General features: G+C 68.2%; 18 protein-coding genes. 9 read left to right on the top strand and 9 right to left on the bottom strand.

The window, feature by feature from the left end; genetic code table 11:
• The 5 genes from B7R24_RS17340 to B7R24_RS09420 form a co-directional block, all read right to left on the bottom strand.
• Positions 1-193 (bottom strand): hypothetical protein (locus B7R24_RS17340; RefSeq protein ID WP_216363660.1); only part of this gene is annotated, 193 nt, incomplete at its 3' end.
• 95 nt (positions 194-288) lie between these two features.
• Positions 289-2,274, bottom strand: a complete 1,986-nt coding sequence (locus tag B7R24_RS09435; RefSeq protein ID WP_116418718.1) for an amino acid transporter — start codon at positions 2,272-2,274, stop codon at positions 289-291.
• Positions 2,275-2,428: 154 nt separating this feature from the next.
• A complete protein-coding gene (locus tag B7R24_RS09430; RefSeq protein ID WP_116418717.1) occupies positions 2,429-3,115 on the bottom strand; it encodes an alpha/beta hydrolase in 687 nt (228 codons plus the stop codon).
• A 40-nt stretch (positions 3,116-3,155) separates the two neighbouring features.
• Complete coding sequence (locus B7R24_RS09425; RefSeq protein ID WP_116418716.1) at positions 3,156-4,880, bottom strand: cation:proton antiporter; 1,725 nt, start codon at positions 4,878-4,880, stop codon at positions 3,156-3,158.
• Between the two features lie 18 nt (positions 4,881-4,898).
• Entirely contained in the window at positions 4,899-6,395 is a 1,497-nt protein-coding gene (locus tag B7R24_RS09420) for an MFS transporter (protein ID WP_253259374.1), read from the bottom strand.
• Positions 6,396-6,450: 55 nt separating this feature from the next.
• Between B7R24_RS09420 and B7R24_RS09415 the strand changes: the two genes are divergently transcribed.
• From B7R24_RS09415 to B7R24_RS09395, 5 genes are read left to right on the top strand one after another with little or no spacing between them, the layout of a single operon-like run.
• Positions 6,451-7,509 (top strand): Gfo/Idh/MocA family protein, encoded by a 1,059-nt coding sequence (locus B7R24_RS09415; protein WP_116418715.1) that lies wholly within the window; start codon positions 6,451-6,453, stop codon positions 7,507-7,509.
• Positions 7,506-8,363, top strand: coding sequence for an SDR family oxidoreductase (locus B7R24_RS09410; protein ID WP_116418714.1), 858 nt, complete (start codon positions 7,506-7,508; stop codon positions 8,361-8,363). Before B7R24_RS09415 ends, B7R24_RS09410 begins: the two co-directional genes overlap by 4 nt.
• Positions 8,363-9,730, top strand: a complete 1,368-nt coding sequence (locus tag B7R24_RS09405) for a carboxylesterase/lipase family protein (protein ID WP_116418713.1) — start codon at positions 8,363-8,365, stop codon at positions 9,728-9,730. The genes B7R24_RS09410 and B7R24_RS09405 overlap by 1 nt, the downstream gene beginning before the upstream one ends.
• Positions 9,731-9,787: 57 nt before the next feature.
• Positions 9,788-11,185 (top strand): aldehyde dehydrogenase family protein, encoded by a 1,398-nt coding sequence (locus tag B7R24_RS09400; RefSeq protein WP_116418712.1) that lies wholly within the window; start codon positions 9,788-9,790, stop codon positions 11,183-11,185.
• A 20-nt stretch (positions 11,186-11,205) separates the two neighbouring features.
• The gene (locus B7R24_RS09395; RefSeq protein WP_116418711.1) at positions 11,206-12,708 is read left to right on the top strand and encodes an aspartate ammonia-lyase; all 1,503 of its coding nucleotides are present in this window, start codon (positions 11,206-11,208) and stop codon (positions 12,706-12,708) included.
• Here the strand turns inward: B7R24_RS09395 and B7R24_RS09390 are convergent.
• Both B7R24_RS09390 and B7R24_RS09385 read right to left on the bottom strand, forming a co-directional pair.
• Positions 12,705-13,787, bottom strand: coding sequence for a YihY/virulence factor BrkB family protein (locus tag B7R24_RS09390; protein ID WP_172582773.1), 1,083 nt, complete (start codon positions 13,785-13,787; stop codon positions 12,705-12,707). The two genes, B7R24_RS09395 and B7R24_RS09390, sit on opposite strands and share 4 nt — an antisense overlap.
• Positions 13,784-14,317 (bottom strand): DUF6328 family protein, encoded by a 534-nt coding sequence (locus tag B7R24_RS09385; RefSeq protein WP_116418709.1) that lies wholly within the window; start codon positions 14,315-14,317, stop codon positions 13,784-13,786. Before B7R24_RS09385 ends, B7R24_RS09390 begins: the two co-directional genes overlap by 4 nt.
• 82 nt (positions 14,318-14,399) lie before the next feature.
• Here B7R24_RS09385 and B7R24_RS09380 point away from each other — a divergent pair, with 82 nt between their 5' ends.
• From B7R24_RS09380 to B7R24_RS09370, 3 genes are read left to right on the top strand one after another with little or no spacing between them, the layout of a single operon-like run.
• Positions 14,400-15,614 (top strand): PrsW family intramembrane metalloprotease, encoded by a 1,215-nt coding sequence (locus B7R24_RS09380; RefSeq protein WP_116418708.1) that lies wholly within the window; start codon positions 14,400-14,402, stop codon positions 15,612-15,614.
• Between the two features lie 38 nt (positions 15,615-15,652).
• Positions 15,653-18,019, top strand: a complete 2,367-nt coding sequence (locus tag B7R24_RS09375; protein WP_116418707.1) for a HelD family protein — start codon at positions 15,653-15,655, stop codon at positions 18,017-18,019.
• 31 nt (positions 18,020-18,050) lie between these two features.
• Positions 18,051-18,422, top strand: a complete 372-nt coding sequence (locus B7R24_RS09370; protein WP_116418706.1) for an FKBP-type peptidyl-prolyl cis-trans isomerase — start codon at positions 18,051-18,053, stop codon at positions 18,420-18,422.
• 123 nt (positions 18,423-18,545) lie between these two features.
• Here the strand turns inward: B7R24_RS09370 and B7R24_RS09365 are convergent, their stop codons facing one another.
• On the bottom strand, positions 18,546-19,916 hold the full coding sequence (locus B7R24_RS09365; RefSeq protein ID WP_437123523.1) for an MFS transporter: 1,371 nt from the start codon (positions 19,914-19,916) through the stop codon (positions 18,546-18,548).
• Positions 19,913-21,004, bottom strand: coding sequence for an isopenicillin N synthase family dioxygenase (locus B7R24_RS09360; RefSeq protein ID WP_116418705.1), 1,092 nt, complete (start codon positions 21,002-21,004; stop codon positions 19,913-19,915). Before B7R24_RS09360 ends, B7R24_RS09365 begins: the two co-directional genes overlap by 4 nt.
• 122 nt (positions 21,005-21,126) lie before the next feature.
• Here B7R24_RS09360 and B7R24_RS09355 point away from each other — a divergent pair, with 122 nt between their 5' ends.
• Positions 21,127-21,576 (top strand): PaaI family thioesterase, encoded by a 450-nt coding sequence (locus B7R24_RS09355; RefSeq protein WP_116418704.1) that lies wholly within the window; start codon positions 21,127-21,129, stop codon positions 21,574-21,576.
• The last annotated feature ends 3 nt before the right edge of the window (positions 21,577-21,579 follow it).

Raw genomic sequence — 21,579 nt, 5'->3', positions numbered from 1 at the left:
ACGAATCCGCCAACCGCACCAGGTACTCGACCTGCACCACCCCGGCCATCAACTCACCGGTGGCAAGCCCGGTGGGCGCGGCAGCCCCGGCACCCGATCCGGGGTCGAGTACGCCCAACCCGATGAGAGCATCCACACATCCCACAATCGCCGACGCGGTGTCGACTTCGGGTGGTGTGGCGGGTGGTTTCATGACTCAAGTCAAACACCAACCACTGACATTACCTCAGCAAAAACACCCCGAAACAGACCAATCCAGAAAATACTTTCTGAGAGTTTTGGAGACCCTCAGCTCACATGCACAGCAGGCCGCAGTTCGACGTTCTTCTCCGCCTCACGCAGCACCTCGCGGGTCACCGGCGCGACCTCTCCGCTGCCTGTGATGAGAAAGCGCAGCATGTTCGACACGGGGTTGCCCTCTGTCCACTCGAAGTAGATCTCGGGCACGACGCCGGTCTCGTCGCGGATCGTCAGCATCACCACGGCGAGCGTGTTCGGCACGTTGCCGCTCCGCACTTCGAGTACCCGGTAGCCGTGTTTGGTGACGCCTCGCACGAGAAGGTCTTCCTCGAAGTTCGACGAGTCGGCCGGGTAGACCTCGATGAAGATGATCTTCGCCGAACTCGGAATGTGGCTGTCGTGCCGCTCCTCCTTGTTCTTGATGCGGTACTCCAGCGCGCTGCCGTCGTCGGGCTCGTTCGCGATGAGATGGATGACCTTGCGTTCCGCATCTGCCCGGAGAAACTCCAGCGCACTCTCGTCGAGTGTCACCGAGGTGGCCCGCAGCTGGAACGAGCGCTGCACGCGCGAGACCAGCGACACCACCAGGATGGCGAGAATGAACAGCGCGGCGATTCGAACGCCGTCGGGCCGCTCGAAGACGTTCGCGATCGTCGTGTAGAGGAACACCAGCGACACCACGCCGAATCCGACCGTGCGCTTCTTCTGGCGCTGGCGCCGTGCCGAAAGAGTCACCGCGACGGAGGCAGAGGTGATGAGCACCAGTACACCCGTCGCATAGGCGCCACCCTGGGCATCCACGTTCGCCTTGAAGGCGAGGGTGATGATGAAGGCGATTCCCGTGAAGACGAGTACGAGCGGTCTGACGGCACGAACCCACTGCGGCGCCATGCCGTAGCGGGGAAGGTAGCGCGGCACCAGGTTGAGCAGACCGGCCATGGCCGACGCTCCCGCGAACCAGAGGATGGCGATGGTGCTGATGTCATAGGCCGTTCCGAACGCGCTGCCCAGGTACTCGTGCGCGAGGTACGCCAACGCCCGGCCATTGGCCTCGCCGCCGGGCTGGAACTCTGCCTGCGGGATCAGCAGCGTCGTCACGAAGCTCGAGGTGATGAGAAAGGTGCTCATGATCAGGGCGGCCGTGGTCAGCAGTCGCCAGGTGCCCCGGATGCGCCCGGTCGGCTTCTCGGGAGTGTCCGTCGGGCTGCCGGTGATCTGGGGCATCACCGCGACCCCCGTCTCGAAGCCCGAAAGGCCGAGCGCCAGCTTCGGAAAGACGATGAGCGCTATGCCGACCATCACCAGCGGGTTGCCGTGTTGCGCGTTCAGCGCCTCCCACCAGTTCGTGATGACCACCGTGTTCTCGAACACGTGCATGATCGAGACCGCGATCACGACGAGGTTCAGCGCGAGGTAGACGGCCACGAGCACCGTCGCGATGCCGATCGCCTCTTTGAAGCCACGGATGAAGACCGCTCCCAGCAGCGCGACGAGAACAAGGGTGATGATGACCTCGTTGCCGTGGAACCACGAGGGGGCGAACGGATTCTCGATGGCATGGGCGGAGGCATCCGCTGCCGACAGGGTAATCGTGATCATGAAGTCGGTGGCGGCGAAGCCCAACAGCACCAGGACGAACAGCTTGCCGCCCCACCAGGGCAACAGGCGTTCGAGCATGGCGATCGAACCCTCACCTTTGAAGCTCTCGCGGGCCACGCGACGGTAGACCGGCAGCGCGCCGAAGAGCGTGAGAAGCAGCAGCACGATGGTGGCGAAGGGGGAGAGCAGACCGGCGGCGAGCGCCGCGATGGCCGGCTGGTAGCCGAGGGTCGAGAAGTAGTCGACGCCGGTGAGGCACATCACGCGCCACCACGAGTGCGTCTTCTCCACCTTCACGCTGTACGAGCCCTGGTGCTTGCCGGACTGGTCGACGAGGCCCTGCAGGAGCCACCGGCGCGCTTTACTCTGTTGGGGCTCGCCGAGATCGGACACCACGTGGTGGGAGACGTTCGCGGAGTCTTTTGTCTGGGACATCATGTTCCTTCAGTGCAGGTTCCAGGCGGGCACTACGTCGAATCCATCGGCCACGATGCCCCGCTCGAGAAAGGCCACGAGGTCGTCGAGCGCCCGCGATGCGCTCCGCACGGCCCGGGGGTACTCGGTCCAGTCCAGTTTCGACGGGGATAGTCTATGGCGCGCACGGCGACTCCCGATTCGCGCAGCGTTCGGTGAGATCCTGTGAGGGGTCGAGCCTCGAGGCGGTGCGTTCGCCGTACTGCTGCAGGAGTGTGGCTGGCAGCTCCGAGAGCCGTGCCACGAGCGAGGTGTGCAGTGCTTCGTCGGTCGCGGGTGGGCCCGCGATCAGTTGGAAGTCAGGGGCGATCAACACGTTCCGGGCCAGCGGGGGAGTGCCGACATCCCGGGCCTTCATCGCCGTGCGCGCGGCGAGCGCACCCCCGGTACCGACGCCCAGCACGGCGACCTTCGTCGCACCGGTTTCGGCGATGGCCTGCATCAGGGCTTCGTACGCGGCCTCGCGGTCGTCGACCATCGTGGTGGGGATGTGCACGAGACAGGCGGTCAGCGGCAGTCGTTTCGCGAGCGAGCTGGCGAGCCATTCGCCGCTCTTCCGCCCCCGGGCAGCGATCGATTTCTCGTCGGGAAAGACCACGACCAGCGAAACGGAGTCGGCGGCCCGGCTGAAGAGTCGAAGACGCACCGAGCCGAGTGGCGCGGACAGCGTCTGCTCCTGAACCGCCACACCCGCGGCGCGTTTACCGGCGTAGAACCCCCGGGCCACCGGAACGTGTTCGATCACCCAGGCTGCCGTGGAACCGCGCCCGGGTTCCGTCGCCTGCGCAGCGTCAGCACTCATCGCCACTCACGATACCCTGCGCCCCCGGGGCCGATGCGCCTCAGCTGCGGTTGCGCGTGACGGTCGAGGTGTCGAGCGCCAGCTCCTCGGCGTCGAGGCCCCGCAGCACACTCCGCATGACCTCCTCATCGAGCTCGCCCGCGTTTCGCTGTCGCAGCACGATCGACCGGCGGTAACCGATCAGCTCGCGGCGCAGCTCGGTCAGCTCCGGTCCGCTCAGCCGGGGTTTCTCGGCGTCTCCCGTGTCGATGTCGGGTGCATCGATGTCCTGCTGGTCGAGATTGTTCTCCTCGAGCAGCACCGTCACCTGGCGTTCGAACTGCCGTTTGAGAACGGCGATCGACCGGTCGAGGTTGGCATCGCCGTATCGTTTCGCCCACTCGTCGCGGTGCTGGTCGATGTAGTCCTTGGTCTCACGAACGCTGAGTTCGAAGATGCGAACCTCCTGCTCGCCATCGCGTTCGGGCTGGGCATCGTCGATCACGCCGAGCCGCCGGATCACCCAGGGCAGCGTCAACCCCTGCAGAAGCAGGGTGCCCACCGTCACCACGAAGGCGACGAGGATGATCGTCTCCCGGCCCTCGAAGTCGCCCGACACCATCATGGTCGGGACGGCCGCAGCCGAGGCGAGCGTGACGACCCCGCGCATGCCCGTCCACGAAATCACGGTGAGCTCCTGCCAGCTGAGTTCGGGCCCCGGGTGGTGTTTCAGGCGACGGATGCCCGGCAACCGCCTGAGCGAGAACCGGTGCGGCTCGCGGGCCGTGATCGACAGCAGCTTCGATCGCGACCGGTAGTAGGCGGCGAAGATGAACAGCGGGCGGACGAGCAGCACGACGACGAAGACCACCGCCGCAAGCGCGACGGAGTGCCACAATCCGAGCGGACTCTGTGCGACGCTCGCCACCACGCCGCTCACCTGCAGGCCGATGAGGGCGAAGACGAAACCCTCGAGCAGCAGATCGATCGACCCCCACACCGGCTGTTCCTGCAGCCGGGTCTGGTAGCCCGTCTTGGGCGAGTTGTAGCCGAGGTACAGGCCCGCCGCGACCACCGCGAGCACCCCCGATCCGTTCAGGGCCTCACCCGCGGCGTAGGCGGCGAAGGGCACGAGCAAGCCGAGAGTAGTGCCGACCACCGAGTCGGTGATCCGTGTGCGGATGAACTGCACGACGAGGCCGATGACCAACCCGACGGCGAGACCGACGACGATCGCGACCACGAACATCCACAGCACGCCGCCGACGTTGAACATCGATCCGCCGATCACGGCGACGAACACCTTGAACAGGGTCAGGGAGGCGGCATCGTTGATCAGGCTCTCGCCCGAGAGCACCGTCATCACGCGGCGTGGCAGGCCGAGCTTACGGCCGATGCTCGAGGCCGAGACGGCGTCGGGAGGCGCCACCACGGCACCGAGCAGCAGCGCGCCCGGGAGGGTGAGGGCCGGCACCAACCAGTAGGCGATGAGGCCCACGGCGACGGCGGTGACGACGACGAGGCCGACGCCCAGCCGCCTGATCTGGCGGAGGCTCTGCGTGAAGTTCTGGAACGAGACATCCAGCGCCGCCGAGAACAGCAGGGGCGGCAGGATGACCGTCAGCACCACCTCCGGGTCGAGCTCGACACTCGGTACGCCCGGGATGAACGACACCCCGAGAGCGACCGCCACCACCAGCAGCGGAGCGGGCCAGCCGCGCCAGCGCGCGAACGCGCTCACCGCGAGCGAGCCCGCCAGGATCAGCAGCAGTTCACCGATCTCCATGGGTCAGATCTCCATGGGTCAGGCTGCGACCTTTTCGACGTCGGGCTTCACGACCGGAATGCTCGACGTCACGTACGGCGGCTCGTGCCGGGGAATCAGCAGGGCGAGCACGACACCGATGAGGGCGACGCTCGCCGCCACGATGAAGCAGATCTGGAACGACGACGCGGTCGGAATCGCATGACCGTCGACGACCACGGCGTTCGAGGCCAGGATGAGGCCCAGCACGGCGGCCGCGACCGTTGACCCGAGCGTGCGCATCACCGAGTTGAGCCCGTTGGCGGCGGCGGTCTCGTTCGCCGGCACCGCGCGCATGATCAGCGTGGGCATGGCGGCGTAGGCGAAGCCGACACCCAGGCCGGTGACGGTGGCGATGAGCACGGCGTGCCACACCTCGGTCATGAGGCCGACCGCCAGCGCATAGGCGAGCACGATGAAGAGCCCGCCGACGATGAGGCTGGTGCGGGGGCCGCGGGCCGCGCTGAGCCGGGCGGCGACGGGGGAGAGAAAGAACATCACGAGCCCGCTGGGGGTGAGGCAGAGGCTCGAGACGAGGAGGGTCTGGCCGAGGCCCACACCGGTGTCGGTCGGTGCTTCGAGCAGCTGGGGAAGCACGGCCGCACTGGCGAAGAACGCGAATCCGACGGTGATCGACGCGAGGTTGGTGAGCAGCACGGGCCGACGGGCCGCGATGCGGAGGTCGACGAGGGGGTTTCTGGCGCGGAGTTCGTACACGCCCCACAGCAGCAGCACGAGGGCGCCGCCCACGAGCATCCCGAGGGTCACGGGGCTGCCCCAGCCCCATTCGCCGCCCTTGGAGACGGCGAGCAGGATGCCCACCAGCCCGATTCCGAACAGCACCGCTCCCACGAAGTCGAATGAGCCGCCGCTGCGGAGGGTGCTCACGGGCACCACCGTGTAGACGAGCACCAGCGCGACGACAGCGAGCAGGCCGGAGAGCCAGAAGAGAAAGTGCCAGTCGAAGTTCTGGGCGATGAGTGCCGAGATCGGCAGGCCGACGGCGCCGCCGATGCCGAGCGTCGCGCTCACGAGGGCGACCGCGCCCCCGAGGCGCTTGGGGTGCAGAACGTCGCGCAGGATGCTGACACCCAGGGCGATCACGCCGAGACCGGTTCCCTGCAGCACGCGACCGAGAATCATCGGCACGATGTCGTCCGACAGGGCCGAGACGACGGAACCGGCGAGCAGCAGCGCCAGCAGCGCGATCACGATGCGTCGCTTTCCGAACATGTCGCCGAGGCGCCCGCTGATCGGCGTGGAGATCGCCGCAGCCAGCAGGGTGGCGGTGAGCACCCACGTGGCGTTCGAGGGAGTCGTGTTCAGCAGCTGCGGAAGCTGCGGAACGATCGGCGTCACCAGGGTCTGCATGAAAGCGGCGATGAGGCCGGTGAACGCGAGGGTCGCGATGATGGCCCGTTCGCTGGGCGGCTTCGTCAGTCGGCGTTTCTCGCGGGCGCTCAGGATGCCCGGAGGGCTGGTTTCGGGCTCTATCACTGTGGGCAGAACGCTGAGAGACAGCTGGGTATTCCCATCTCGTTAGTGTTGCTACATGAACTATGCCGCGAACGCTCCACTCCGTACGGGACTTCTGGGCTTCGGCCTCTCGGGGCGGGTCTTCCACGCTCCCTTCCTCGCCGCCGATCCGCAATTCGTCCTCTCGATCATCGTGACCGCGGACCCCGGGCGCCAGGCCGAGGCTCGGCGGCTGCATCCGGGCGCCCGCGTGGTCGCCGATGCCGACGAGCTCTTCGACGCGGCCGGTGAGCTCGACCTCGTGGTGATCGGCACGCCGCCGGCCACACACCATCCGCTCGCCCGGCGGGCGATCGGGGCCGGGCTCGGCGTCGTTGTCGACAAGCCGTTCGCCGCGACCAGCGCCGAGGGTGAGGAGCTGGTCTCTCTGGCGACGTCGGCGGGCGTGCCGCTCACCGTGTTCCAGAACCGCCGGTGGGACGCCGACTTCCTCACCCTGAAGGGATTGCTCGACACCGGTGCGCTGGCCGGCGCCTTCCGGTTCGAATCGGCCTTCGAATGGTTCAAGCCCGGGGGCGCCCGAGCCTGGAAAGCCGAGGCCACGGAGGCTGAGGGCGGCGGCATCCTGTTCGATCTGGGCACCCACCTCATCGATCAGGCACTACAGCTGTTCGGGCCGGTGGCGACGTTCTCCGCCGAACTGGCGACGCGGCATCCGTCGTCTGCGGCGGTCGACGACGCATTCGTATCGCTGCACCATGCCTCGGGCGTGACCAGTCACCTCACCATGAACTCGCTGGCGGCGCAGAAGCGACCGCGGTTCCGCGTTCTCACCCCCTCGACGGCCTACACGAAGTGGGGGCTCGACGGGCAGGAGGCGGCCCTGAAGGCCGGCGCACTGCCCACCGACGAGGGGTACGGTGTCGAGCCTGCGTCGGCGTGGGGCGTTCTGGGAATCGACGGGGCCGAGGGTTCGCTCGACACGGTCGCTCCGGAGCGGGGTGACTACGCCTCGTTCTACCGCCTGCTGGGCCAGGCGATCGCGACGGGTTCGGCACTTCCGGTCGACCCCGCCGATGCGGTCGAGGTGCTGCGGCTGATCGAACGGCTGCACGAGAGGGGAGTGCGCCTGTGACCGACTCGCCCACCGTCACCATCGGCGTGACCGGCGCGACCGGCCACATCGGCGGCGGGGTCGCCAGCCGCCTCGATGCACGCGGCCGGGGGTTTCGGATGATCGTGCGGGACGCGACACGAGCGCCGAGCTTCGACTCCCTCGACGTGACCGTCTCGGTGACCGAGTACCGCGATCCGCACGACGCTCGCGCCGCGCTGGAGGGTGTGGACGTGCTCTTCATGGTCTCGGCCGCGGAGTCAGATGATCGTGTCGCCGAGCACGTGCAGTTCGTGCAGTCCGCCGTCGAAGCCGGTGTCGGGCACATCGTCTACACCTCCTTCGTGGGCGCCGGGCCAGACGCCGCCTTCACCCTCGCCCGCGACCACGGCGAGACCGAGCGGGCCATCCGGGCCAGCGGTGTCGACTACACGTTCCTCAGGGACAACTTCTACCTCGACCTCCTGCCGCACTGGGCCGACGAGAACGGCGTCATCCGCGGGCCCGCGGGAGACGGACGCATGGCCGCAGTGGCCCGGGACGATGTGGCCGACGTCGCCGCCCTCGTGCTGCTCGAACCCGGGGAGCACCGCGGCGCGGTCTACGAGATCACGGGCGCCGAGACGCTCACCTTCACCGACGTCGCCCGCCGCGCCTCTGCCGCGACGGGCCGGCCGCTCACCTTCGTGAACGAGACGGTCGACGAGGCTTACGCCTCACGTGCCCACTACGGCGCCCCGGCCTTCATGGTCGACGCCTGGGTCAGCACCTACACGGGCGTGCGCGACGGCGAACTCGAACGCGTGACCGAAGACGTCGAACGGCTCACCGGCCGCGCCCCCCGCACCCTCGAAGACGTCCTGGCGGGGCGCTGATGGTGGCATCGCCCCGGCACGTCGAGGTGCAGACCGCGAGCGGGATGCTGCGGGGCTCGGTCGAGGGCGATCAGGCGCGCTTCCGCGGGGTACGGTACGCCCGCGCCGCACGTTTCGCGAACCCCGAACCCGAAGCGCCGTGGGAGGGCGTGCGCGATGCCCTGGCTGAGGGCCCCATGTGCCCTCAACCGCCGTTCGGACTCGCGCTGCTCGCCCTGCCCAAACCCGCGCTGCCGATGGGCGAGGACTGCCTGTTCCTGAACATCGCTGCACCGGCCGAACGCTCGGGCGACCCGCTGCCGGTCATGGTCTGGATCCACGGCGGCGCGTACGTGAACGGCTCGGGCGGCGGGCTGATCTACGAACCGTCCCGGCTCGTCTCGGAGGGCAGCGCGATCGTGGTCGGCATCAACTATCGATTGGGCGTCTTCGGCTACGTGCCTCTCGAGGGTGTGGCCGAGGCGAACCTCGGGGTGCGCGACCAGCTCGCTGCACTCCAGTGGGTGCACGACAACATCGCAGCCTTCGGGGGCGACCCCGAACAGGTGACCCTGTTCGGGCAGTCCGCGGGCGCCGACTCCATCGTCGAGCTCCTCGCCGTACCCGAGGCCGACGAGCTCTTCTCCCGCGTCATCCTGCAGAGCCCGCCGCTCGGCCTGAACAAGGGCAGAGAGGCGATCGCGGCGCAACTCGGGGCGAATGTCCTCGCGTCCCTCGGCGAGATCGACCCGCGCGAGGCCAGCATCGAACAGCTGCTCGCAGCACAGGTTGCAGCGAGCGTGGGCCTCACGGGCGACCGACTGACCGTGGGCATGCCGTATGCGCCGACGCCCGGGGTCTGGCCGATCGCTCCGGCTGCCGAGCGCACCGACCGGCTGAAGCGCCGCGCGGCGGGTCTCGAGGTGCTCATCGGGTACGCGCGCGACGACTTCTCTCCGTTTCTGGATGCCGTTCCCGCATTGCGGAGAGCACGGGCATCCGCTGTGCTGAGGCCGGTCACCGAGCCGATCTCGGCGGAGCTCACCCGCCGGGTCTTCGGGGCGCCGGCCCTGGCGCTTGCCCGGCTGCTCAGTGAGAGCGGTGCCAGGGTCTACACGTACCGTTTCGACTGGCGGCCGAAGGGCACCCCCTGGGGGGCGTGCCACTGCATCGAGCTGCCGTTCTTCTGGGCCGACGAGGAGTTCTGGCGGGGGTCGCCGATGCTCGGCGGGGTGCTGTGGGACGATCTCGAGGCGTTGAGCATCCCGGTGCGGCAGCAGTGGCTCTCCTTTGCCCGCAGGGGGATACCCGCGGGGGACTGGCCTGTGTACTCCCCGGCAGAGCGCATCGGCCGGCACTTCAGGTTCGAACCGCGCTACGGCGGCTGAGGCTCCGTTCGGCGGCGGATCCGCCTGCCGGCCCGGCCGCGAGGCTACGATGACGGTATGAGCACCGGTGCTTCATCCCTTCCCGAGATCGTCAGCACCCTGAGGGCGTCGTTCGACGCCGGGGTCACGAAGCCGTACGCCTGGCGCATCAGGGCCCTGAAGGCACTGCGGGCGCTGCTCATCGAGCGCACCGCAGAGATCGAGGCGGCCCTTGTGGCCGACCTTCGTAAGAACCCGGCAGAGGCCCAGCTCACCGAGATCGGGTTCGTGATCGCCGAACTCGACTACACGATCTCGCACCTGCGGCGCTGGCTCCGCCCGAAGCGCGTGCGCACACCGCTGCTGATCGCTCCCGCGACCGCGTCCGTGGTGAAGGAGCCGCTCGGCGTGGTGCTGGTGATCGCCCCGTGGAACTACCCGGTGCAGCTGCTGCTCGTTCCGATCATCGGGGCGATCGCCGCGGGCAACGCGGTGGTGGCGAAGCCGAGTGAGCTCGCCCCGGCGACGTCGGCCGTCTTCGCCCGGCTCTTTCCGCGGTACCTCGACAACCGGGCCATCACGGTGGTCGAGGGCGGCGTGCCCGAGACGACAGAGCTGCTCGCCCAGCGTTTCGACCACATCTTCTACACCGGTAACGGCCGGGTGGGTCGCATCGTGCTCGAGGCCGCCGCGAAGCACCTCACCCCGGTGACCCTCGAGCTCGGCGGCAAATCACCGGCCTACATCGACGACACGGTGGATCTCGATGTGGTCGCCCACCGCCTCGCCTGGGGCAAGTTCATGAACGCGGGGCAGACCTGCGTGGCACCCGACTACGTTCTGACGACCCCTGCCCTCGCCCGCCGGCTCGAGCCGCTTCTCGTGAAGGTGATCGAGGAGTTCTACGGCACCGACCCCGAGCTGAGCGACAGTTACGGCCGCATCGTCAACGATGCACAGTTCGAGCGGCTCACCGGCCTGCTCGATGGCGAGACGGTGGTGACCGGGGGCCAGACGAATGCCCGAACGCGCTACATCGCCCCGACCGTGCTCTCCAGCGTGAGCCGTGATTCCGCGGTGATGGCCGAGGAGATCTTCGGGCCGCTGCTGCCGATCGTCACGGTGGAATCCCTGGCCGACGCGATCGGATTCATCAACGCCGGAGACAAGCCGCTCGCCCTGTACGCCTTCACCAGCTCTGCGAAGGCCCGCCGGGCACTGCTCACGCGCACCTCCTCGGGAGCGGTCTCGTTCAACGTTCCCGCGGCCCACCTGCTCGTCGCCGACCTGCCCTTCGGCGGGGTCGGCCAGAGCGGAACGGGGTCGTACCACGGCGAGCGGAGCGTTGCGGTGTTCAGCCACGACAAGGCCGTGCTGAGCAAGATCATGAAGCCCGACACGTTTAACCTCGTGTATCCGCCGTTCACACGGAAGAAAGATGCGTTCATCCGTGGATTCCTCAGAAGGTTGACCTAGCTTCGAGTAGTGTCTTCGGGGTGCCAGACATCAGTACACCAGAAACGACGCCCACCCCCGCCACCCGCACCGAGACGGACTCGCTGGGAGCGGTCGAGATTCCCGTCGACGCCTACTGGGGCATCCACACCGCCCGGGCGCTCGAGAACTTCCCCATCAGCCGCCGGCCCATCTCGGTGTACTCCGACCTGGTCGACTCTCTGGTCATCGTGAAGCAGGCTGCGGCCCGGGCCAACGCCGAGATCGGCGTGCTCGACGCCGAGAAGGCGCGCTCCATCGACGAAGCGTGCCAGCTCGTGCGCAACGGAGCGTTCCACGACCAGTTCGTGGTCGGCGTCATCCAGGGCGGCGCGGGAACCTCCACGAACATGAACGCCAACGAGGTGCTCGCGAACGTGGCCCTCGAGCTGATGGGCGAAGCGAAGGGGCGCTACGACCTGATGCACCCGCTCGACGACGTGAACCGCAGCCAGAGCACGAACGACGTGTACCCCACCGCCGTGAAGCTCGCACTGTGCTTCGGGCTCAACGACCTTCTCGTCGAGCACGACCTGCTGCGCGGCAGCTTCGGGGAGAAGGGTGTCGAATTCAACGACGTGCTGAAGATCGGGCGCACCCAACTGCAGGATGCCGTGCCCATGACCCTCGGCCAGGAGTTCCACGGCTTCGCCACGACGCTCGGTGAAGACAATGCACGCCTCGCCGAGACGGTTCCCCTGCTCTGGGAGATCAACCTCGGCGCCACGGCCATCGGCACGGGCATCACGGCCGATCCGCGGTATGCCGACTCCGTGCGCCAGCACCTGCGCGAACTCACCGGGTTCGCGTATGTCACCGCGCCCGACCTGATCGAGGCCACGAGCGACGCCGGCGTGTTCATGCAGCTGTCGGGCATCCTGAAGCGCTCGGCCATCAAGCTGTCGAAGATCTGCAACGACCTCCGGCTGCTCTCCAGCGGGCCGCAGGCCGGGTTCGGCGAGATCAACCTGCCCGCACGGCAGGCGGGGTCGAGCATCATGCCGGGCAAGGTCAATCCGGTCATCCCGGAGGTCGTCAACCAGATCGCCTTCTCGATCGCGGGTGCCGATGTGACCGTCACCATGGCGGCCGAGGCAGGCCAGCTGCAGCTCAACGCCTTCGAGCCGGTCATCGCGCATTCGCTGCTGCAGAGCCTCGCCTGGCTCACGCAGGGCTGCTACACCCTGCGGGTGAACTGCGTCGACGGCATCACCGCGAACGTCGAGCGCCTCGACCGGCTGGTCTCGACCTCGGTCGGTGTCGTGACGGCCCTGACGCCCTACATCGGCTACTCCGCCTCCTCGGCGCTCGCCAAGACGGCACTGCTGACCGGCCGCAACATCTCCGACCTCGTCGTGGAGGCCGACCTCATGACGCGCGAGCGCGTGACCAAGCTGCTCTCACCGGCCCGGCTCTCCGGTCTCGAGACCATCACGAGCGCCATCCCGGTCATCAGTGCCGACGCCCAGGCCGTGCTGAACCCGGGTGAGGGCGATCTCGACTAGATGTCGTACTCGGGGTCTGCGAGTTGCCGGGCTCGTGCCCTGATCTCGCGGCCTTCGGTGACGTCTCGGTGGAGTCGTCGGGCCAGGATGATGTTGCGCTGATTGTCGCGCATCTGCACCGGGATGCTCTCCTCGGCCTCCACCCCCCTCAGTAGCTGGCGCGCCCGGGTGAGTTCGGCGTCGACCTCGACACCGATCACCAGTACGAGATTGCTGAGGAAGAGCCAGATAAGCGTGATGATCGCGCCTCCCAGCAGGCCGTAGAACCGGTCGAACGAGGTGAAGCTCGACACGTAGATGGAGTAGGCGGCGGTGGTCAGCGCCCAGGCCGCGATGGAGAAGGTCGCCCCGAGTGAGAGCCAGCGGATGCGCGGCCGGGTGATGTTCGGGGTGCCGTAGTAGAGCACGACCACCGTGAAGATCGCCAGCACGACCAGAACCGGCCACTTCAGCACATTCCACACCTCAGCCGCGAGCGGTGGCCAGGCCAGCGCGGCCGCGATCGCCCGGGCCACGTCGGGCGTGACGATCACGGTGATGGAGATGACGAACAACAGCACGATCAGTGCGACGGCCTCGACCAGCATCAGCGCACGCAGCTTGAAGAACCGGCGGCCCTCCTGAATCTCGTAGACGGTGTTCACCATGCGTCCGAACGCTGTAGCGTAACTCGCCACCGTCCAGATCGTCAGCGCCAGCCCTGCGGTGAGCGTGATCACCGGGTTCGGCGTGTTCGTGAACTGCTCGAGTGCGAGACGGGTGGTGTCGACTGTCGACTTCGGAACGAACGCGTCGATCACATCGAGGATGACCTTGACCACGTCGCCGTCGGGGTCGAGCAGCGAGACGATCGACACGACGGCCAGCACCGACGGAAAGATGGCGAGCGCCGAGAAGAACGTCAGCGCCGCCCCCGAATCAATACCGCGGTGCAGAAAGAAGCCGTGGTAGGTGCGCCGAACCGCGTACAGGATGGCGCGCCGGTCGAGCTCGCGGTACTCCGCGCGCGCACCGCGCGCCCGGATCCCCGGGTTGACGAACCCCGCCAGTGGATGGAGTGCCTCGCGCTCCTCGCTCACGGTCGTCCGGATGCGGCCTGGGTCGGCGCCACGCGGGGGCGCACGCTGAGCGGCAGCACGATCCAGAGCGACGCCAGAACGAGCAGGGCAGCGATGCCGGTGACGAGGGCGGCGGTGTCGCCCAGCACCACGTCGAAGATGAACGTCACGGTGCCGGTGAGCACGATCGCGACCACCCCCAGCGTGATCTTCGCCAGCCGGTTGCCGGTGTCGACGATCTGCGGCTTGGCGCCGTGCCGGAACAGCAGGCGGTGCACGCTCACCGGTGCCAGCGCGAGGGCAGTGGCCAGCGCAGCACCGACCACCAGGCACAGATACAGCGTCTCCTGGAACGTCGAGAGGGAGGCGAACTTCGCCTGGAAGGGGAGGGTGAGCAGAAATCCGGTGAGAATCTGCGTGCCGGTCTGGATGACGCGCAGCTCCTGCAGCAGTTCCGTCCAGTTGCGTTCGAGTTCCTGGGTGACCGACTCGTCCGGTGGCGGTGATTCCGGATGCGGTTCCGGCTGCGCGGGGTGCGAAGGCTCGGTCATGGCTCGATTTTACGGGTCAACTGCTCGTGCCGGGTGCGGCGGCCCGGTAAGCTCGACCCTGCCGCCCACCTGAGGAATCATCATGACATTCTCCCGTTCCGACACGCCGCCACCGGGTTCCGTTGCCCAGCCTGCCTCCCCGCGCCAGAGTGTCACACCGGCCGGTGCCGTCTGGAAGGCGCCCACCCCGCGAAAGCCGGTGAGTGCGGCGTTCGTCATCGGCACCATCGCCCTCTGCGTGCTGAGCTTCCTCTTCCTCCTGGTGCTCGGCTACGTGATGCTGTCGATCGGGCCCACGGCCGCCCTCGTCTGCGGCGTCATCGCACTCATTCCGCTCACCGTCGTCCTGCTCGTGGTGCGGCTGATCGACCGGTGGGAGCCCGAGCCGCGGGGTGCCCTGTGGTTCGCCTTCCTCTGGGGAGCAGCGGCATCCGTGGCGCTCGCTCTGCTGGTCGATGCAGGGGTCCAGATCCTCGTGTACGCGGCCAGCGATGGCCAGGCCGTCCCGAGCGACGTCTTCGGTGCGGTCATCCAGGCCCCCCTCGTCGAGGAGTCGGCGAAGGGATTCGGCGTGCTGCTGATCTTCCTCGTGCTGCGGCGTACGTTCGACGGCCCGGTCGACGGGCTGGTCTACGCGGCCACCGTGGCGGGCGGGTTCGCGTTCACCGAGAACATCCTCTACTTCGGGTCTTCGCTGATCGAGGGCGGGGGAGTGTCGCTCGGTGTGACGTTCGCCCTCCGCGGCATCATGGGGCCGTTCGCCCACGTGATGTTCACGTCGTGCACCGGCATCGCGCTCGGCTTCGCCTCCCGCCGGCGCGGTTTCTGGCCGGTCGCGGGGCTCTTCCTGCTCGGCCTGCTCTGCGCGATGATCCTGCACGCCCTCTGGAACGGCACCACCGTCGTAGCCGACGGCATCGAAGGCTTCCTCGCCGCGTACGCGGTCATCCAGGTGCCGCTGTTCGCGCTGGCGATCGTGGGGGTGGTGCTTCTGCGCCGTGCCGAGGTGCGCGCTACGCGAGCCCGCCTGGCCGAGTATGCCGCGGCGGGCTGGTTCGTACCGGCCGAGGTCGACATGCTCGCCACCGGGCAGGGTCGGCGGTCGGCCCGGGCCTGGGCCCGCAGCCAGCCGGTGCCGAAGACCGCGGTGATGCGGGCGTTCATCCGTGATGCTACGGCGCTCGCCTTCACCCGGCAACGGCTCATCACGGGCCGCGACCACATCGGCATCCAGCGTCAGGAGGCGGAGCTGCTCGCTGCGGTCGCCTCCGACCGGGCGGCGCTCCTCTCGGGCTGAGCTACAATTGTGTGCTGCGATTCCAGAGGGGTACACACGTGGTTTCTTCCGAACTTGATCGCGAGCGCGACTACGTTGCGACGCTGTATGCGCGTCTCGACGAGTTGAGGGCGGATGCCCAGCAGCAGTTGAAGCGCGTACACGCGCAAGACGTCGGCGGCAACCACCAGAGCCGTTCCGAGCGGGATGCGTTCGCCCGCATCTTCGAAGACCGCATCGTGCAGCTCAACGAAGTGGATGAGCGACTGGCGTTCGGCCGGCTCGAGGCGGCCGGGCCCGCCGCCACTGCCACCGATGCCGCCGCCGCCGATGCCGCCGACGACGACGCCGCGGGTGCCGACGGTGCCGCTGGTGCCGACCCCCGCTACCGCTACATCGGCCGGATCGGCCTGCGCGACGACGACCTCCGCCCGATTCTGCTCGACTGGCGCGTGCCCCAGGCCGGCCCCTTCTACCAGGCCACGGCGGCGACGCCGATGGGCATCCGGTCGCGCCGTCACCTGCTGAGTCGCGGCCGCCGCATCGTCAGGATCGAAGACGAGATCTTCGACAGCTCCTCCATCACCGACGACGAAGCGAGCACCCTGCAGGGCGAGGGGGCCCTGATGGCCTCCCTCTCTGCCGAGCGCACCGGTCGCATGCACGACATCGTCGCGACGATCCAGGCCGAACAGGATCGCATCATCCGTTCCGAGCTTCCGGGCGTTCTGGTGGTGCAGGGCGGTCCGGGTACGGGCAAGACGGCCGTGGCGCTACACCGTGCCGCGTACCTGCTGTACTCGCACCGCGAGCGGCTGCGTTCCTCCGGAGTGCTCGTCGTTGGCCCGTCGCGGGCCTTCCTGCAGTACATCGAGGCGGTGCTGCCGAGCCTCGGCGAGACCGGCGTCGTGCTCGCGAGCGTGGGGCAGCTCTACCCCGGCATCGACGCGACAGCCGAAGACCGGCCCGAGGTCGCCGTCGTGAAGGGCGACGTCTCGATGGCCTCTCTGGTCGAGCGCGCCATCCGTTCGCGCCAGCGCGTGCCCGACGCTCCGCAGCAGCTCGACGTGAACGGTGAAGCCCTCACGCTCGAACCGTCGGTGATCGCGAACGCCATCGCCCGTGCGCACGAGAGCCGCAAGCCCTACAACGAGGCCCGCGTGACGTTCGTGAAGACGGCGCTCGCCGAGCTGACGCGAACGCTCGCGGCCCAGCTGCGCTCGCACGGCAACACGGTCGACGAAGACGACTACGGGATGCTGCGTGAAGACCTGCGCTCGGCCTACGACGTGCGCGTCGCGCTGAACACGGCGTGGATTCCGCTGACCCCGCAGAAGCTGCTGCAAGACCTCTACGCCCGCCCCCAGTGGCTGGCCGAGCTGACGCCGAACTGGAGCCCCGCGAGACGTGCACTGCTGCGCCGCGACCGGGAGGCGCCGTTCACCGTCTCCGACGTGCCCCTGCTCGACGAGGCCGCCGAGCACCTCGGCGAGCACAGCGAACGGAACGCGTCCGTCCAGCGGGAGGCGAAGCAGCAGCGCAAGCGTGACATCGAGAACGCGGAGAACGCCATCCGCAACATGGATGTCGAAGGCATCATCCGCGCCGAAGACCTGGCCGACTCCTTCGCCGAGCAGGCCTCCCGCGCAACCACCGCCGAGCGCGCCGCTTCTGACCGCACGTGGACCTACGGGCACATCGTGGTCGACGAGGCGCAGGAGCTCTCGCCCATGCAGTGGCGGTTGCTCCGGCGCCGCGGGCCGCTCCGCTCGTTCACGATCGTCGGCGACATCGCTCAGGCGAGCGCCGCGGCGAGCGCGCACAGCTGGGCCGAGGCGGTTGCACCACTGGTCGGCCGGGCGAAGCAGGGCGAGGGCTGGCGGCTCGAGGAGCTCACCGTGAACTACCGCACCCCCACGCAGATCGCCGACGCCGCCCAGCTGATGGCCGAGCAGCACGACCTGCCGGTGACGCGTTCGACCTCGGTGCGCGAGAGCGAGTGGCCCATCACGACGGTGCGGGCATCCGAAGGCCGCGGCCCGGCCGACCGGGCGGCGCAGGGTGAGCGCGCCCTGCCGGGCGACCGGGCGCTGCAGGATGCACTGCAGCAGGCCACGCTCGAAGCCGTCGAAGCAGACCGATCCATCGACTCACTCGGAACAATCGGGGTGATCGTGCTGCCCGACGCGCTGCGGGCGACGTTCGACACCCTCACGGCGGCTCTCCCGGGCGAGGTCGGAGTGGGTGCGGCGGGCCTCACCCGCCAGGTGGCCGTCATGACTCCGCAGGAGGCGAAGGGCCTCGAGTTCGACTCTGTCGTGATCGTCGAACCGGATCGCGTTCTCACCGACCTGCCGCGCGGCGCGTCGGCCCTGTACGTGGCGATGACGCGCCCGACTCAGCGACTGACGTTCGTCTCGCTTTGACGAAGAGCCCCGCGACGGGTTGGATGGACGTATGACAGATCTCACAACAAAACCAGAACTCGACGCACCCGACGGCCCCGCCCCCGAGGGCCTCGAGATCGTCGACATCGTCGAGGGCGACGGCGCTGAGGCGGCTGCCGGCTCGACCGTCGACGTGCACTACCTCGGTGTCGACTACGAGTCCGGCGATGAGTTCGACTCCTCCTGGAGCCGCGGCACCTCGATCAACTTCCCCCTCCGCCAGCTCATCGCGGGCTGGCAGCAGGGCATCCCCGGCATGAAGGTCGGCGGTCGCCGCAAGCTCACCGTTCCGCCGGAGCTGGCCTACGGCCCCGCGGGCGGCGGGCACGCCCTCTCGGGTCGCACCCTCATCTTCGTGATCGACCTCAAGGGTGTGAGCTAGACCCTCCACGCACCACCGCGTTCTGCGCAAAAGCACCCAAAACTTTCGGTTTGGGTGCTTTTGCGCAAAGTGGGCGGCCCCTCGCGGGGCGCGCGGGTCGGCGCGGGCGGGTCGACGCGCGGGTCAGGGGGTGGGGGCGAGGGCGTCGTACTCGCGGAAGGCGCGACTGCCCCGCACGATCACCGTCACCAGAACGACGATGAGCACGCCACCCATGAGCGGTGGAAACCAGAGGAACGCGAAGGCCGACAGGATGCCGATGTAGGCATCGCCGAGGCGTGGGCCGCCGGTCACCACGACCATGAACACACCCTGGATGCGGCCGCGCATCCCATCGGGCACGGCAGCCTGCAAGATCGTGTTGCGGAAGATCGAACTCACGTTGTCGGCCGCCCCGGAACCCGCGAGCATGATCGCCGCCAGAACGAGCGCCGGCAGGTTGGCCGAGCCGATCGACTCGCCGATCGAGTGCAGGTCGCCGCCGCTCGCCACGAGAAGGATCACGCCGAAGGCTGCGATGAACAGCCCGTAGACCGTGATCGCCCGCCCCACCGCTCGCCCCTGCCAGCGCACATGCCCGAGCCGCCCCGACAGGATGCTGCTGAAGAGCGCCCCGATGGCCGCCGCTGCGGTCAGGATGCCGACCGTGATCGCCCCGCCGCCGAGCAGCACGGCGCCCACCGCGGGGAAGAGCACGCGAGGTTGCCCGAGGGTCATGGCGATGATGTCGAGGATGAAGGTCATGCGCACGTTCGGAGCCTGTTTCAGGAAGCGCATGCCGTCGACCAGTGACGAGAGCCCCGGCCTTTTCAGCTCACCCTCCGGAACGATGCTCGGCAGCGACACGATACCCGAGAATGCCGCCACGAAGAGCACGACGTCGACGGTGTACGTCCACTGGAAGCCGACGGTGGCCACGAGCACGCCCGCCAGCGCGGGCCCGATGGTGATCTGGGCACCGATGCTGATGCCGCTGAGCGCCGAGGCGGCCGGCAGCAGTTCCTTCGGCAACAGCCGGGGAACGATCGACTGGCGCGTAGAGCCGATGACGACCGACGCCACAGCGATCACAGTGGCGAGCAGATAGAACGGCCAGACCAGGTCGATCCGCAACCAGGCCAGCGCCGCGAGGGTGCCGGTCGAGACCCACGCCACGATCGCCGCGACAAGGGCCACCAGCCGCCGGTCGAACGAGTCGGCGAGCAGGCCGCCGTAGAGCCCGAAGACCACCATCGGCAGCAGGGCGATCACGCCCACCAGCGAGACGGCGAACGTCGAGTTCGTGAGGTCGTAGATGTGCAGCCCGACCGCGACGATGGTCATCTGTCCGCCGATGCCCGAGACGGCCCCGCCGCCCCACAGCCTGGCGAACGCGGTACTCTGCCGAAGCGGGGTCAGGTCGACGAACCGGCTGCGCGGGGGCTGTTGCTCAGTGTTCAGGATGCCCGTGCCGGACTTCTCGGGCGTGGACGGTTCTGCGGGCGCCACGCTCAGCGGGTCACGATGTCGCTGTGATGGATCGCCGCGACGTCCGGGTGAGCCCGCAGTCTGCTCTTCAGCGCGTTCTCGCCATAGGTGTCGTAGATCGGGTTCCCAGGGTCGAGGGTGAGCCCCGCGGCATCCTGTGCCAGCTCGGCGGGAAGCGAAAGCGTCGGCACCTTCGCGTCGAGGGAGGGGCTGAGAAAGAAGGGGATCGAGATACGGTCATCACCGAGACGAGGCGAGATCACGCGGTGCACCGTCGCCTTGAGGTAGCCGTCGGTCGCGACCTCGAGCAACTCGCCGATGTTCACGACGAACGCGCCGGCAAGTGGGGGAGCGTCGATCCACTGGCCGTCTTTCTCCACCTGCAGGCCGGCCTTGCCGTCTTCGACGTAGAGCAGGGTCAGCACGCCCGAGTCTTTGTGCGCGCCGACGCCCTGCTGGGGCTCGGGATCGCTTCTGCCGGGGTAGCGCACGATCTTGATGAGCGGAAAGGGCGAGGCGGCGAAAGCGTTGTCGAAGGCGTCCTGAGGGGCGCCCAGCGAGACCGCCCAGGTGCGCAGCAGGGTCAGGCCCAGGTCGGTGAGGGCGTCACGCCATTCGGTCATCACCTCGCGGAGTTCCGGCAGGGCTTGTGGCCACTGGTTCGGGCCCTCGAGCCGCCAGTAGTCGGCGACGCCCGCGCCCCGGGCGACCTGGTCGCGCTCGGCGCCGATGTCGATCTGTTCACGCCAGTCGACGACGCCCTGGGTGAGTTCACCCCCGACGCGGGTGTAGCCGCGGAACTGCGGGCTCCTGAGGTTCTCGATGGCCATCTTGTCGGCCTCGGGCAGCGCGAAGAAGGCGCGGGACGCCCGCATCACCCTCTCGATGAGCTCCCCGGGAATTCCGTGGCCGGTGAGGTAGAAGAAGCCGTAGTCGTGGGTGGCCCTGCGCAGGTCGTTGCGGAACGCCTCGGCTTCAGCATCTCCCCGGTCGAGGCGGGAGAGGTCGAGAACCGGGAGGGCGTCCGCGCCCGGCGCGGCGGTGACTGTCTCGTCGGTGGGTGTCTCGGCGCCGACTGTCCCGGTGGCTGTCTCGTGCTCGATGGCCAATGACATAGTTCACAAATCCGTTTCCGTTGCCGGCAGAGGGCGCTGTCGGGTGTGCATAAAGCATTCGGTACTGTTTCAGCTTCACGATAACGTCGGGGCCTTCACCCGCATTCCCCCGAGGAGGGATTATGACGCCAGCGGACGACCAGGCCTCGCGCCTCACCGGTATCGAGCAGCTGAACGCGCTCATCGCCACCGGTGTGCAGCCGAACATCGGCCAGACCATGCAGTTCGATCTGGTCTCTGTGGGGGAGGGCACAGCCGTCTTCACCGGCACGCCCACAGGCGCTGTCTACAATCCGATCGGTTCGGTGCACGGGGGGTACGCCGCGACCCTGCTCGACTCGGCGTGTGGCTGCGCCGTGCACTCGCTGCTCACGGCCGACCAGGCCTACACGACCCTCGAGCTGAAGGTCTCGTACCTGCGGGGCATGACGAGCGAGACGGGCCCGGTGACGGCCGAGGGGCGGGTCATCAAGATGGGCGGGCGGGCCGCGTTCACCGAGGCGACGCTGGTGGATGACCGGGGGCGCCTGCTGGCGACCGCGACGTCGACGCTGCTGGTCTTCCAGCGCTGAGTG

Source organism: Subtercola boreus, assembly GCF_003399645.1.
GTDB lineage: Bacteria > Actinomycetota > Actinomycetes > Actinomycetales > Microbacteriaceae > Subtercola > Subtercola boreus_A.
This window is presented reverse-complemented; position numbering and strand designations above follow the sequence as displayed.

Coding starts and splice junctions, on each gene's coding strand:
- B7R24_RS09415 (WP_116418715.1), top strand. CDS start 6,451: ATGAACTATGCCGCGAACGCTCCACTCCGTACGGGACTTCTGGGCTTC.
- B7R24_RS09435 (WP_116418718.1), bottom strand. CDS start 2,274: ATGTCCCAGACAAAAGACTCCGCGAACGTCTCCCACCACGTGGTGTCC.
- B7R24_RS09360 (WP_116418705.1), bottom strand. CDS start 21,004: ATGTCATTGGCCATCGAGCACGAGACAGCCACCGGGACAGTCGGCGCC.
- B7R24_RS09355 (WP_116418704.1), top strand. CDS start 21,127: ATGACGCCAGCGGACGACCAGGCCTCGCGCCTCACCGGTATCGAGCAG.
- B7R24_RS09370 (WP_116418706.1), top strand. CDS start 18,051: ATGACAGATCTCACAACAAAACCAGAACTCGACGCACCCGACGGCCCC.
- B7R24_RS09425 (WP_116418716.1), bottom strand. CDS start 4,880: ATGGAGATCGGTGAACTGCTGCTGATCCTGGCGGGCTCGCTCGCGGTG.
- B7R24_RS09380 (WP_116418708.1), top strand. CDS start 14,400: ATGACATTCTCCCGTTCCGACACGCCGCCACCGGGTTCCGTTGCCCAG.
- B7R24_RS09400 (WP_116418712.1), top strand. CDS start 9,788: ATGAGCACCGGTGCTTCATCCCTTCCCGAGATCGTCAGCACCCTGAGG.
- B7R24_RS09430 (WP_116418717.1), bottom strand. CDS start 3,115: ATGAGTGCTGACGCTGCGCAGGCGACGGAACCCGGGCGCGGTTCCACG.
- B7R24_RS09385 (WP_116418709.1), bottom strand. CDS start 14,317: ATGACCGAGCCTTCGCACCCCGCGCAGCCGGAACCGCATCCGGAATCA.
- B7R24_RS09405 (WP_116418713.1), top strand. CDS start 8,363: ATGGTGGCATCGCCCCGGCACGTCGAGGTGCAGACCGCGAGCGGGATG.